At 72.0% G+C, this 12,773-nt stretch carries 10 protein-coding genes; 4 read left to right on the top strand and 6 right to left on the bottom strand.

What is annotated here, in order from left to right:
• Nucleotides 1–121 precede the first annotated feature (121 nt).
• On the bottom strand, nucleotides 122–958 hold the full coding sequence (locus ACFWXQ_RS12625) for a DeoR/GlpR family DNA-binding transcription regulator (RefSeq protein ID WP_383942131.1): 837 nt from the start codon (nucleotides 956–958) through the stop codon (nucleotides 122–124).
• A 291-nt stretch (nucleotides 959–1,249) separates the two neighbouring features.
• Here ACFWXQ_RS12625 and ACFWXQ_RS12620 point away from each other — a divergent pair, with 291 nt between their 5' ends.
• The gene (locus ACFWXQ_RS12620; protein WP_383942136.1) at nucleotides 1,250–3,652 is read left to right on the top strand and encodes a hypothetical protein; all 2,403 of its coding nucleotides are present in this window, start codon (nucleotides 1,250–1,252) and stop codon (nucleotides 3,650–3,652) included.
• 54 nt (nucleotides 3,653–3,706) lie between these two features.
• On the opposite strand, the gene ACFWXQ_RS12615 is transcribed toward ACFWXQ_RS12620, so the two are convergent.
• The 4 genes from ACFWXQ_RS12615 to ACFWXQ_RS12600 form a co-directional block, all read right to left on the bottom strand.
• Nucleotides 3,707–6,142, bottom strand: a complete 2,436-nt coding sequence (locus tag ACFWXQ_RS12615) for a right-handed parallel beta-helix repeat-containing protein (RefSeq protein WP_383942138.1) — start codon at nucleotides 6,140–6,142, stop codon at nucleotides 3,707–3,709.
• Nucleotides 6,143–6,319: 177 nt separating this feature from the next.
• A complete protein-coding gene (locus ACFWXQ_RS12610) occupies nucleotides 6,320–6,925 on the bottom strand; it encodes a hypothetical protein (RefSeq protein WP_383942141.1) in 606 nt (201 codons plus the stop codon).
• Between the two features lie 161 nt (nucleotides 6,926–7,086).
• Nucleotides 7,087–7,911 carry an MOSC domain-containing protein gene (locus ACFWXQ_RS12605; RefSeq protein WP_383942144.1) on the bottom strand — a complete coding sequence of 275 codons (825 nt, stop codon included), beginning with the start codon at nucleotides 7,909–7,911 and terminating at the stop codon, nucleotides 7,087–7,089.
• A gap of 45 nt (nucleotides 7,912–7,956) precedes the next feature.
• The gene (locus ACFWXQ_RS12600) at nucleotides 7,957–8,391 is read right to left on the bottom strand and encodes a DUF6643 family protein (RefSeq protein WP_383942147.1); all 435 of its coding nucleotides are present in this window, start codon (nucleotides 8,389–8,391) and stop codon (nucleotides 7,957–7,959) included.
• A 294-nt stretch (nucleotides 8,392–8,685) separates the two neighbouring features.
• Between ACFWXQ_RS12600 and ACFWXQ_RS12595 the strand changes: the two genes are divergently transcribed.
• Nucleotides 8,686–9,996 carry a TerD family protein gene (locus ACFWXQ_RS12595; protein ID WP_383942150.1) on the top strand — a complete coding sequence of 437 codons (1,311 nt, stop codon included), beginning with the start codon at nucleotides 8,686–8,688 and terminating at the stop codon, nucleotides 9,994–9,996.
• A 49-nt stretch (nucleotides 9,997–10,045) separates the two neighbouring features.
• Here the strand turns inward: ACFWXQ_RS12595 and ACFWXQ_RS12590 are convergent, their stop codons facing one another.
• Nucleotides 10,046–11,233: a glycosyltransferase gene (locus ACFWXQ_RS12590; protein WP_383942153.1), complete on the bottom strand. Its 1,188-nt coding sequence runs from the start codon at nucleotides 11,231–11,233 to the stop codon at nucleotides 10,046–10,048.
• 58 nt (nucleotides 11,234–11,291) lie between these two features.
• Here ACFWXQ_RS12590 and ACFWXQ_RS12585 point away from each other — a divergent pair, with 58 nt between their 5' ends.
• Together ACFWXQ_RS12585 and ACFWXQ_RS12580 are read left to right on the top strand one after the other, a co-directional pair.
• The gene (locus ACFWXQ_RS12585) at nucleotides 11,292–12,077 is read left to right on the top strand and encodes a glutamate racemase (protein ID WP_383942156.1); all 786 of its coding nucleotides are present in this window, start codon (nucleotides 11,292–11,294) and stop codon (nucleotides 12,075–12,077) included.
• Between the two features lie 96 nt (nucleotides 12,078–12,173).
• Nucleotides 12,174–12,731: a hypothetical protein gene (locus tag ACFWXQ_RS12580; protein ID WP_055610377.1), complete on the top strand. Its 558-nt coding sequence runs from the start codon at nucleotides 12,174–12,176 to the stop codon at nucleotides 12,729–12,731.
• The last annotated feature ends 42 nt before the right edge of the window (nucleotides 12,732–12,773 follow it).

Genomic DNA, 12,773 nt, shown 5'->3' with positions numbered 1-12,773 from the left:
GGTTGACGAGGCACCGTCACCATAGCTGGCGGCCCGTCAGCTGTCTGTACCGCCCACCGATGCCCCGCCGCCGTCGGACCTCCGCCGCCGTCAGGCGTCCGTCCGCGTGAGGCCGTCCGCGTCAGTCCTCCGGCTCGCTCTCGTCCTCGGGCTCGCCCGCCACCACCAGGCGCCGCAGATGCTCGGAGATCTCCGTGCGCGCCCCGGAGGGCAGCCCGTCGTCCGTTACCAGCGTGTCGATCTGCTCCAGCGCGGCGAACGAACTCAGGCCCACCGTGCCCCATTTGGTGTGGTCCGCGACCACGACGACACGCCGTGCCGACTGGACGAGCCGCCGGTTGGTCTCGGCCTCCGCCAGGTTCGGCGTCGACAGGCCGGCCTCCACCGATATGCCGTGCACACCCAGGAACAGCACGTCGAAGTGGAGCGCCGCGATCGCCTGGTCCGCGACCGGCCCCACCAGCGAGTCCGACGGCGTGCGCACACCACCGGTCAGTACGACCGTCGCCGCTCCCTGCCGCTGTCCCGAGGTGCGCTGCGCCGCGTGGAAGACATCGGCGACCCGCACGGAGTTGGTCACCACCGTCAGATCCGGCACGTCGAGCAGTTGATGGGCGAGCGCGTAGGTCGTCGTGCCGCCCGACAGGGCGATCGCCGTGCCCGGTGCGACCATCGCCGCGGCGGCCCGCGCGATGTCCTCCTTGGCGGTCAGCTCCAGGCCCGACTTGGCCTCGAAGCCGGGCTCGTGCGTGCTCGCCTCGACCACCGGTACCGCTCCGCCGTGCACCTTCTCCACCACACCCTGGCGGGCGAGCGCGTCGAGATCGCGACGGACCGTCATGTCCGACACGCCGAGTTTCCTGGTGAGTTCGTTGACGCGGACACCGCCGCGCCGTCGGACCTCGTCGAGGATCAGAGCGCGCCGCTGCTCCGCGAGGAGGTTCTGATTCTCACTCACGTCCGCTCCGGTTCCCTTCGCCTCGACACGTCCGGCATGTCCCCGAACCCCCTCCGACAAGGACATTCACCCTCACCTCCGGTCCATGGGATGCCCCATCCTCGCACGGGTCACCGCAGGTCGCGCCACTGCCTGTGGCGACGCGCACACGTCACGCTGCCATCTTCCGTGCGTCACTGTCACACGGATCGGGGAGATTCCGTGACGAGTGGTGCGCGACGCTCCCGGAGGCGGGATCCTTGTACCTGGACATGACATGTGCCGTACGGGCAGCACGGGGGAAGCAGAACAGTGGAGCGTCCACAGAGGCATGCCTCGCCGCATGACGCGCACGAGGCGCACGATTCCGATCGGCGGCCCGCGACGGCCGACACCGCACTCGAACTCCTGGTCCACGGCGTCGGCGGTACGACGCCCCAGGAGATGCTCAACGATCCGCGCACCGTCCGGATCACCGGCGACGACACGGCCGCCGTCTTTCGCCGCGCCGACGACGTCGAAGCGGAGAAGGAGGCGGCGAAGCGGCTCGAAGAGGCCCCGGGCAAACCGGTCCCCGAGGCGTACGTCTGGTGCAATCTCACCTCAGGCAACGGCTCCCGCGCGCTGTGGCTGCTGCTCCTGCCGTTCATGGTGGTCAACCTCGCCCACTGGATGCGGCCCACGGTCAGGGACAACAGAGTGCGGACCGTACGGCTCTACGGCCTGCTCGTCCGACTCGCGGGCCTGACCCTCACCGTGCTGCTGGTCGCCGCCGCCTGCGAGGTCGCCCTCGATCTGGCCGCCTGGCAGTGCGCGGGTACCGGCGGGTGCGCCCAGGAGCATTCCTGGCTGGGTTTCCTCTCTCCGGCCGGTCCCGACGCCGGCTGGTGGAGCCTGCCCGGCCGCCGGCTCGCCCTCGCCGCCCTGGTGCCGGCGGCCCTCACCGTCCTCCTCTGGTATCTCTCGCACCGCACCTGGAGCGCGTACGAGTCCCAGCCGCCGATCGACTACGGGCCCGAGTCGGACGACGAGACCGGCCGGGCCGGACTCGGCCGCCCGGGCTTCTGGTACGGGCGCCGGCTGGTGGCCAGGCTCCGCGCGGCGCACACCGCCGCGGGCCTGCTGACGATCGTCGCTGCGGTCGGCACCTCGGCCGCCCGATACGACCGCGAGCCCGGCGGGCCACCCGTCCTGGAGGCACTCGGCCGGATCGTGGAGGCGACGCTCGTGGTGGGCGGGGTCGTCGTGGTGTGGGTGGTCTGCCGCCGAGGCCGCAGCGAGCACCGGCTGGACCGGCACCTCGACGCCGCCCTGGTGCGCTGGCTGCCCATCGGCTCACTCGTCCTGCTCGCCCTCACCCTTCTGTACGCCGGCTGGTCGCGCCCGGAGTGGAGGTCGGAGGGCCAACTGCCCGGTGGCGCCGCGATCTTCGGTGGCATCGCACTCGTCCAGTGCCTGCTCGTGATCGTGCTCGGCGTGGTGGCCCACCTCCTGTACCGCGCCCACCCCGATTCACGTACCGCGATGCGCGGCTTGGCCGGACCCGCCGTCGCGATGCTGGCCTGCGCCCTGGGCGGGGTCATGTCCGGCGGGGTGGCCCAGCGTGTCGCCGACTGGCTGGACGGCACCGGCGGAACCATCGAGGGCCCGCCCGTCCTGCTGACCTGGCAGGCCTCCGTCATCCCGCCGCTGCTGATCGTCGTGCTCGTCCTCGTCGGCTGGCTGGCCAGACGCACCGTACAGCTGCGCCGCATCGAGACCGCCGCGGTGGAACTCGACTACGAGGACGAGCCCGCCGACACCGGCCGCACCCAACGCATCGCCCGCATGCGCGCCATGGCCGCCCTCACCGACCGGGCGCCCCGGATCATCGGCATCACCTCTATCGTGACGCTGCTCCTGGGGACCCTGGCCCTGGTGGGCGCGATGACCACCGACGAGACCCCCGGCGAGGCCGCGCACGGTACGTACGCCGTCGTAGAGGGAGCTGCGGAGGTCGCGCAGGCGCTCGGTTCCTGGCTCATCGGCGTCGGCTTCATACTGTTCGTCACCTGGGGACGCCGCGCCTACAAGGACGCCTCGGCCCGGCGCACGATCGGCATCCTGTGGGACGTCGGTACGTTCTGGCCGCGCGCGGCGCACCCCTTCGCGCCCCCTTGCTATGCCGAGCGCGCCGTGCCCGATCTGACCTGGCGCATGGCGACCTGGACCAGTGCCGCCGAGGGTCGGCGGCTCGTCCTCTCCGGCCACTCGCAGGGCAGCGTCCTCGCGGCCGCCGCGGCCTGGCAGCTCAAGCCGTCGGTGCGCAGGCGGGTCGCGCTGCTGACCTACGGTTCCCCGCTGGAGCGGCTCTACGGGCGCTGGTTCCCGGCCCACTTCGGGCCCGACGCGCTCAGTGGGCTGCACCGCGAGGTCGACTGCTGGCGCAACCTGCACCGGGCCACCGACCCCATAGGCGGCCCCATGCGGCTGCCCGGCGACTGCGGCCCCCAGGTCGACCGTGAGGCGCTGAAGGACCCTCTCGCGTACGGCCGCACCGAGGACCACCCGCTCCCCGCGCCGATCCTCGGCCACTCCGACTACCAGGCCGACCCCGCCTTCGCCGAGGAGCGGGAGAAGCTGCTCGCACGGCTCAGGCCGGAGGTGCCGGGACCACGGGAGGACAGCGGACCCGAGGAGTCCCAGGAGCCCCGGCTGGAACCGACGCCCATGTGAGGCCAGACGCCGAGGCACGCAGCGCCCATGCGGGGCGGCCGGCGCGGCAGGGCCTCAGGGCAGCTCCGGGAGGTCCTCCGCGTACAGGAGGGTGAGGTCGTCCTTGCTCGGTTCGGGGAGCTGGGCGACCCGCCCCGCGTGCCGCTCCACCATCGCCTCGAACGTCTGCCGCGCCGTGCGGCCGTTGCCGAACGCGGGCCCCTTCGGGATCGCGGTGAAGTACTTGACCAGCGCCTCGCCCGCACCCGGCGCGATCCGGTACTCGTGCTCCTCGGCCTGCTGCTCCACGATCCGCAGCAGCTCCCCGGAGTCGTAGTCGCCGAAGGTGATGGTCCGTGAGAAGCGGGACGCCACACCGGGGTTGACGGTCAGGAAGCGCTCCATCTCGGCCGTGTAGCCCGCGACGATCACCACCACGGCCTCCCTGTGGTCCTCCATCAGCTTCACAAGTGTGTCGATGGCCTCGCGGCCGAAGTCGCGCCCCGAGTCCTCCGGCGAGAGGGCGTACGCCTCGTCGATGAACAGCACACCGCCGCGCGCCCGGTCGAAGGCCTCCTGCGTGCGGATGGCCGTGGAGCCGATGTGCTCGCCGACCAGGTCCACCCGGGACACCTCGACGAGATGCCCCTTCTCCAGGACACCGAGCGAGGCAAGGATCTCGCCGTACAGCCGGCCGACCGTCGTCTTGCCGGTGCCCGGGGAGCCGGTGAAGACCAGATGGCGTCGCGCCGAGGCCGCCTTCAGACCCGCCTCCTGGCGGCGGCGGCCCACCTCGATCATGTCGGTGAGGGCCCGCACCTCGCGCTTGACGCTCTCCAGGCCCACCAGCGCGTCGAGTTCACCGAGCACGGCCGTCGACGAGCGCGCGGGCTGCTCGGGCTCCTGGGGAGCGACGAGCGGCTCCTGCTCGGTGATGCGCTGCCCGGGGATCGCCCCCAGCAGACCGGGGGACTGACTCGTGGTCTGCACGGCGGTCTCCTGCGCCGGAGGCCGGACCCCCGCGCTCTCGTCGCTCGTGCAGTCCTCGACCACGGGACCGGTGCCGGATGCCTGGTCGCCGCCCGCGTCCGCGAACTCGTAACCACCGCGCGCACACCGCTCCGTACGGCACTTCTTCAGCGTCGTACGGCAGCCGTCGAGCACATGGAAGCCGTAGCCGCCGCTGTCCGTGACGCGGCAGCCGTGGAAGGTGCCGCGGCCGCCCGCCGACACATAGAAACCGGCCTCCGCGGGCGAGGTGACCGTGCACCGCTCGATGGTGGGGTCGGCGCCCTTGGTGACGATCACGCCCGTCTGAGTGCCGTCCACGGTGCAGCCGTTCAGCGTGCCGCCGCTGCCGTGGTCGCGGAACCAGGCGCCCGTCGCGGCGTCCCGGATCCGGCAGTCGTCGAGCTGCGCGGTCGCGCCGTCGCTCACCGACACGGCCGTGTTGCGGACCTGCGAGATGTCGCTGTCGACGACGTCCGCGCGCGAGCCTCGGTCCAGGACGAACAGGGCGTCCGGCACGTCGTGGACCCGGCAGGAGTCGAGCACGACCGTCGCGCCATCGCTGACCCACACCGCCGGATAGTCACCCGTACTGTCGTGGATCTCGCACTGGTTGGCGTCCACGCGCGTGCCCGGGTCCCAGACCGACAGGCCGTTGCGCCCGAACTGCCGCACGGTGGAACGGGTCATGGTGAGGACCGAACGGGACCGCAGATCGACCGCGTTCTCCGGGATGTCGTGGATCCGGCAGTCGGCGAGGGTGAGGACGGCGTCCGTGTCGAGCGTGATGCCGTCCGCGGTCGTACGGTGCACATCGCAGTCGGTGAGATGCGCCGTGGCCCGCGCGGTGACCTGTACTCCGCTGCCCCTGACCTCGTACACCTCGCAGCCGATGGCCTCAAGGGCCGACTGCTCGCCCGTCGCCGACAGGCCGGCGCCCGAGGTGTGGTGGATCCGGCAGCGCTCCAGACGCGGATGCGCGCCGCCGCGCACGGAGACGCCCGACTGTCCGGCGGCCACGACCTCGCACTCCTCGAACACCCCGCCCCCGCCGTCCAGTACGGCGATACCGACACCCGCGGGGTTGTCCACGGTGCAGCGCCGCACCGTCGGGCGCGCGCCGCCGCGCACCTCGATACCGGCCGCGGACCGGGTGACGATCCGGATGTCCATCAGCTCGGGCGTGCCCTCCTCGACGAGCAGGGCGGGCGCGGCCGAGTCCTGGCCCTCCACGAGCAGGTCCTGGACCACCGCGGAGGCGCGCACGGTGAGCGGCACCCCGTCGATCGGGGCGATGCGCACGGAACCGGACGAGCCCTCGGGGCCGCGCAGTGTCACCGCCCGCTGGACGACGAGGTTCTCCCGGTAGGTTCCGGCGGCGACGGTGAGGACATCACCGTCGGCCGCGGCCTCCAGGGCGGCGGCGAGCGATGCGTACTCACCCGTGCGGCGCCGCCACCTCGACGTACCGGTGTGCGTCACCTGGACCGTGCCCTGTGCCATGGCGCTGCTGTGCCCCCACCTCGTCGTACACGGGTCCTGAGAGGCTCTTCCCGACACCCGGCCGCGTCAACTCCGCGCACGGGGAACGAGAACAGCCTCTCACGACGGTGCCGAACATCTCGGCCGGTCCACCGTAGCGTGCGCGGAGCCGGCCGGTTGACCGGAGCGGCGAGGCCGTCAGCTGCCGGTGCCCGTCCTGCCCCAGTCGGGGCCTGCCTGCGACCATGCCTGGTCGAGGCGGTCGTACCTGCGCCGCACCATGCGCCACACCACCAGCCGCCGGGAACCCTCGACGAGACCCGCGCAGGCGACGGCCGTGCCGAACCCGGCCAGGACCGCATGCGTGGCCGCCGTAGCGGTGTCCAGTGGCCGGCCGACTATTCGGCCGTGCAGGTCCGTCCAGACCGTGAAGTGGTCGCCGCGCTGCGGGGAGTTCAGGGCCGCCATGACGGTGTCCCGCCGCGCGGTGCCGTCGGGGGCCGTCCAGTCGGCGATGACACGGGTGTGCGAGTCACGCCCCGAGGACGTCTCGGGATCGGGGTCGAGCGGGGTACGGTCCGCCTTCTTGACGACGATCGCGACCACGGGATGACGGTCCAGCCGCTGCTCGCGCACGGACTGCTGCAGGGCGTCCTGGGCGAGCCCGCCGATCAGGACACCGGCCAGGGGTGCCGCGACGAGGATCAGCAGCAGCGCCCCCAGCGCGAGCCACGCCTCGGCGAGATCCGTCGTACGCCGCAGCGGGTTGTGCCGCCAGCGCCAGAGTCCTCTGATGGCCCGCAACGTCCCGACCCCCTTCCGCGTCCGTGATAACCCCCACCGGAGTCGTTCACGCGCGGTGCCGGCGAAGAGAGAGCGAAGTCACCCCTCGCGCCCGGCCTCTCATGAACTTCTCACACAGGCTCAACGGGCATGCCGGGCGTCGGTGTTCCCACGGCGAGGGCCTATTCCAGGAGCCTGACCGGATCGCCCACGCGGACCGAGCCGGGGGACTCCGGCACGAGATTCTGCCCGAAGACCAGCTTGTCGCCGAATCGGCGGTGGCGGGCAAGGGTGCGCAGCGGCTCCCTGCCGCGCTCGGCGGTGCCCTGGTCGGTGGTGGTCACGACGCAGCGCCCGCACATCTTCGCGACCCGGAAGGTGACCTCGCCGATGGCGATCCGGGACCAGTCGTCCTCGGCCCAGGCGGCGGTGCCCTCGACCACCACGTTCGGCCGGAAGCGGTTCATGGGCAGCGGGCCCTCGCCGGGCCGGTCGCCCTGCGCGATCAGCGCGTTGAGGGCGTCGAGCGAACCCAGCGTGGTGAGCAGCAGGGGATAGCCGTCGGCGAAGCTGACCGTCTCGCCGGGCCGGGCGAACTCCGGGTCGATGGGCCTGCGGACGGCAGGGTCGTCCAGGTGCACGAGACGCACGCCGATACCGAGCCAGTCGCTGAACCAGGCATGCGCCGAGGCGTCGGCGGCGACCCCCTCCACCTTGTCGTTCCAGATCTCCACCGTCGTCGTCCCGGTCGGCTCGGGCACGCGCACGGCGAGCGGCTCACGGCCGGGCGCGGACAGCAAAATGCCGCCGTCGGGCCCTTGCTCGACGGCGGACAACGCCATGCGCGGCTGTGGACGTTGGGTGACGACCTTGTCGTTCTCGTCGATCAGCACCCAGCGCCGGTCACCCGACAGACCCCACGGTTCCACGACGGCCTCGCGCAGGGCATGACCCCCGGCCGCCTTCAGCGGATAGACGTGGATCGAGTGCAGAACCGGCTTCGACATGAGGTCATCGTGCCAGCGGACACGGACGACCTCGGCCGATTTTCCTCAGTAACCGCGGTACTGCTGGTTGTTGTAGGGCTCCTGGTACGGGGCCGGGGCGGGACGCGGGGCGGCGGGACGCATCGCCTCGTAGCCCGTACCGCCCGACATCGGACGCTGCGGCTGGGGAGCCTGCTGGCCCGGGTAGCCGCGCGGCGCACCGGCCTGCTGAGGGATGTAGGGCGCGGCCTGTTGCAGCGGCGAGGGCTGTTGGGCCTGCGGGTAGGCGTACGAAGGAGCCTGCTGAGAGGGTCCGGCAGGCAGTGCGGGCAGTGCTGACGGCAGCGCGGGCAGGTGACTGCCCGTGTCATAGGCCGCGGGAACCCGGATCGGGGCGATCTGCGGGGTTCCCCGCTCGGCCACGAGAGAGTCGTAGATCGGAGTGTCCGGGAAGGAGGCGGAGTAGTAACCGCCGCCATAGGTGGAGCGGGGGGAGGTCATGGCACATAAGTTAAGCCCACGATGTGCTGGTTGGGGAGACCGATAAGAGGGTTGTTTTCCGTGTCGGCCGTGACGTGGGATCGTCAATGCGAGCGAACTTGGCGAAAAGGGGCGGCGGCCGGCACTCAGTTCATGTAAAAGCCGAGTTCCAGGTGGGTTACTCGTGGGTTGGTCGTTGATCTCCCGCACCGGGTGATGGGCGTTCGCCGCTCGGGGGATTAGGTTGGCGCAGAACGGCTGAACGAGCCGAATGAACTGAACGTGACCAGGCGCGGTCGTGCGCGGAGACACCCGATGGGGGCGGACATGTCAATGCCTAAGGGATCGAACGTTCCGGTGCCGACGACCGGACTGCGTGTCGAGCTGGGATGGCGGGCCGGCCCGGGCGTGCCCGACGCCGACGCCTCGGCCCTGTTGCTGGCCTCGGGGAAGGTCCGCTCGGACGGGGACTTCGTCTTCTACAACCAGGCGAACCACTCCTCCGGCGCGGTGCGGCACGAGGGCAAGCGGAAGGTGGACGGCCAGTTCACCGACACGCTGCTCGTCGACCTCACGCGCGTGGAGCCCGGGATCGAGACGGTGGTGCTCGCCGCGTCCACGGACGGCGGCACGTTCGGGCAGGTGCCCGGCCTCTACATCCGGGTCCTCGACGCACAGCAGGGCACGGAGGTCGCGCGCTTCGACAGCGAGGGGGCGAGCGTCGAGACAGCCTTCGTGCTCGGGGAGTTCTACCGCCGCCAGGGCGCCTGGAAGTTCCGCGCCGTGGGACAGGGCTACAGCAGCGGTCTCGGGGGCCTTGCCACCGACTTCGGGATCTCGGTGGACGAACCGCAGCAGGCGGCTCCGGCCCCCGTGGCCCCGCCGTCCGCCCCCGTGGCCCCTCCGGTCACCGTCCCGCCGGTCACGGCCGCGCCGGTGACACCGCCGTCCGCCCCTCCGGCACCGCCCGCCCCGCCCACGGCCCCGGTACGCCTGACCAAGGTCACGCTCACCAAGGAGGCTCCGTCCGTCTCGCTGACCAAGCAGGGCGGTACCTCAGGCGTGATGCGCGTGAACCTCAACTGGCAGGTGCGCAAACAGTTCTCCGGGTGGCAGGCAAAGCTGGGCCGGGCCGTCGCCATGCACGCGGACCTCGACCTCGACCTGTGCGCCCTGTACGAGCTGTCCGACGGAAGCAAGGGTGTCGTCCAGGCCCTGGGCAACGCCTTCGGAGCCCTGCATCAGCCGCCGTTCATCCATCTCGACGGCGACGACCGCACCGGGGGCTCGACGAGCGGCGAGAACCTCAGCATCAACCTCGACCACACACGGAACTTCCGGCGCGTCCTCATCTTCGTGACCATCTACGCAGGGGCGCGCTCCTTCGCGGACCTGGACGCGACGGTGACCCTGCAGCCGCTGCACGGCGCGCCCGTCGACTTCTCGCTCGGCGAGTGCACGGTCCCCTCGACGGTGTGCGCGCTCGCCCTCATCACCAACACCGGCAGCGACCTCGTCGTCCAGCGCGAGGCCCGCTTCCTCGTCCCCGACCGAGGCGTGAGCCCGCAGCGCACCGTCGACTACGCGTACGGGTGGGGCATGAACTGGACGCCCGGCAGGAAGTGACCGACAGGCGCCCGTCGGGGTCGGGGGTGACTGCGCCGGGCGTGACCGCTCAGGGCTGCTCGGGCGCCGCGTCGGGACGGGTATCGGGGCGGGTGTAGGTGCGTCCCTTCCAGGCCGCACCGCGCCCCCTGTAGTGCTGCACCGCGGAATCCACCGTCATGAGGAGGTACAAAAACGCGGTGACCGGCAGCGAGGGGGCGAGCCAGAGCGGCTGGCGGTAGTACCGGAGCATCGGCAGATACGTCACGGTCATCACCAGCCACGCGAGCCCACCCGCCACCGCGGCACCGGCGTCGCCGGCCGCGAGGCCCGCGAACAGCGCCACGGGCGGCACCAGGTACACCACGGCGAGACCGGCCACCGTCCCGGCCAGCACCAGCGGGTTGTGCCGCAGCTGGGCGTACGCGCTGCGCGAGACCATCCGCCACAGATCGTGCAGCCGCGGATAGGGGCGCACGCTGTCGACGTGTTCCGCGAGCCCCAGCCAGATGTGCCCTCCGGAGCCCTTCACCGCCCTCGCCACCGCCACGTCGTCGATCACCGCGTGCCGGACGGCGTCCGGAATCCGCGCGCGCTCGGCGGCCTCGGTGCGCAGCAGGACACAGCCGCCCGCCGCGGCCGCGGTCCGCGACCCCTTCACGGCGATCCATCGGAACGGATACAGCTGCGCGAAGAAGTACACGAACGCGGGCACCACGAGCCGCTCCCAGACGCTCTTCACCCGCAGCCGGGCCATCTGGGACACGAGATCGAAGCCCCCGGTACGGGCCGCGGCCACCAACTCCCGCAGGCTGTCCGGCGCGTGCGCGATGTCGGCGTCCGTCAGCAGCAGATATTCGGGTGCACGCGCGCGTGCCAGACCGATTCCGTGGCGTACGGCCCAGAGCTTGCCGGTCCAGCCCGCGGGCGGCTCCCCGGGCGATGAGACGGTGAGCGGCAGCCCGCCGTGCAGCCGCGCCAGTTCACGGGCCAGCTCCCCGGTGCCGTCCGAACTGCCGTCGTCCACGAGGAAGATCTCGGCCTGCCCCGGATAGTCCTGCGCGAGGAGCGAGGGCAGGCTGTCCGGCAGCACGGCGGCCTCGTCCCGCGCCGGTACGACGACACACACGGACGGCCAGCCGTCCGGCTCCCGGCGCGGCGGCAACCGCAGGTCCGTACGCCAGAAGAAGCCCTGGCCCAGGAGCAGCCACAGCCAGGCGGCGAGTGATCCGACAGCGGTCCACACAAGGGCGCTCACCCGTCGAAGTCTGCCCCACCCCGGCGGCCCGTCGAGGCGGATCGTCTATGGTGACCGGGTGAAGATCGCGCTCATGGACTCCGGAATCGGACTGCTCGCGGCCGCCACCGCGGTACGCCGTCTGCGGCCCGACGCGGAGCTCGTTCTCTCCTCGGACCCCGGCAGCATGCCGTGGGGACCCCGCACACCCGAGGACGTGACCGCCCGCGCCCTCGCCGTCTCCGAGGCGGCCGCAGCGCACCGGCCCGACGCCCTGATCGTCGCCTGCAACACCGCCTCCGTGCGCGCCCTGCCCGCGCTGCGCGCCCGCCTTGAGCCGGGGGTGCCCGTCATCGGCACGGTCCCCGCGATCAAGCCGGCCGCGGCGGGCGGCGGACCCGTCGCGATCTGGGCGACGCCCGCCACCACCGGCAGCCCCTACCAGCGCGGCCTCATCCGGGAGTTCGCCGACGGTGTGTCCGTCACCGAAGTGCCCTGCCCCGGCCTTGCCGACGCCGTGGAGCACGCGGACCAGGCAGGCATCGACGCCGCGATCGCCGCGGCCGCGGCACGTACCCCAGACGATGTAAGGGCCGTCGTCCTGGGCTGCACCCATTACGAACTGGTCGCCGAGCGGATCCGCGCGGCCGTGCAGCGGCCCGGTGCCGCCCCGCTCGTCCTGCACGGCTCCGCGGGCGCGGTGGCCGCCCAAGCGCTGCGCCGGATCGGCGAGCACCCGGCGCCGGACGCGCCCGCGCACGGCAGCCTCACCGTGCTGCTCGGCGGACGCGAGGGGACGCTGCCCGAGACCGCGTTGACGTACGACGAGGGCCGTCTGCTGCAGGCGATGAGCCCCGCCCGCTGAGCCTCCCGCCACGAAGCGGACACTTGGCGTCCACCCGGAGCAGTAACAGCCCGCAACCTGGTGCCCGCACCGCGGAACCTGAGTACGCTCTCAGGCATGAGGGACCACCCCCACGGCGAACCGGGCGCTGCCGACGCCCCGCACCCCGAGGTCTGGCACGGCCGCGCTTCCAACCGTGTGCAGTGGCTGCTCGCGAGCGGTGGCGCCGCCTGTCTGGCGCTCGGTATCGAGCTGGCCGTCGACTCCACCTGGACGTCCGGCGTCGCACCCCTCGTCATGTCCGTGGTGGGCTGCATCGCCGCGGGACTCCTGGTGCTCTTCGGCACCCTCGCGTTCGTGCACGTCGCCGTGAAGGTCGACAAGGACTGCCTGGAGGTGCGCTGCGGCCACATGGGCCTCCCGCGCCGCCGCATCCCGCTGTCGCACATCATCGGCGCCGACTTCGCGCCCCGGGTGACGCCCCGGCAGTGGGGCGGCTGGGGCTACCGCTGGCGGCCCGAACAGGGGACCGCCGTGGTCGTCCGGCGTGGTGAGGGCCTGGTGCTCCGGCTCGGCGACGGCCATACGTTCACGATCACGGTGGACAACGCGGAAGCGGCCGTACGGGACATCCGTCGCCGGCTGAAGGCGGCCGCCTCGGGCACGACCCGCTGACGGCGGAACAGATCCCGCCCCGCTGACTGCGAAGAGACGTTC

It is taken from the genome of Streptomyces sp. NPDC058697, from assembly GCF_042715345.1.
In the GTDB taxonomy this organism is placed as follows: Bacteria; Actinomycetota; Actinomycetes; order Streptomycetales; family Streptomycetaceae; genus Streptomyces; species Streptomyces liliifuscus.
Note: the sequence above shows the minus strand (reverse complement) of the source record. Positions and strands in the feature narration are given on the sequence as shown.

Coding starts and splice junctions, on each gene's coding strand:
- ACFWXQ_RS12615 (WP_383942138.1), bottom strand. CDS start 6,142: ATGGCACAGGGCACGGTCCAGGTGACGCACACCGGTACGTCGAGGTGG.
- ACFWXQ_RS12605 (WP_383942144.1), bottom strand. CDS start 7,911: ATGTCGAAGCCGGTTCTGCACTCGATCCACGTCTATCCGCTGAAGGCG.
- ACFWXQ_RS12600 (WP_383942147.1), bottom strand. CDS start 8,391: ATGACCTCCCCCCGCTCCACCTATGGCGGCGGTTACTACTCCGCCTCC.
- ACFWXQ_RS12595 (WP_383942150.1), top strand. CDS start 8,686: ATGGGGGCGGACATGTCAATGCCTAAGGGATCGAACGTTCCGGTGCCG.
- ACFWXQ_RS12580 (WP_055610377.1), top strand. CDS start 12,174: ATGAGGGACCACCCCCACGGCGAACCGGGCGCTGCCGACGCCCCGCAC.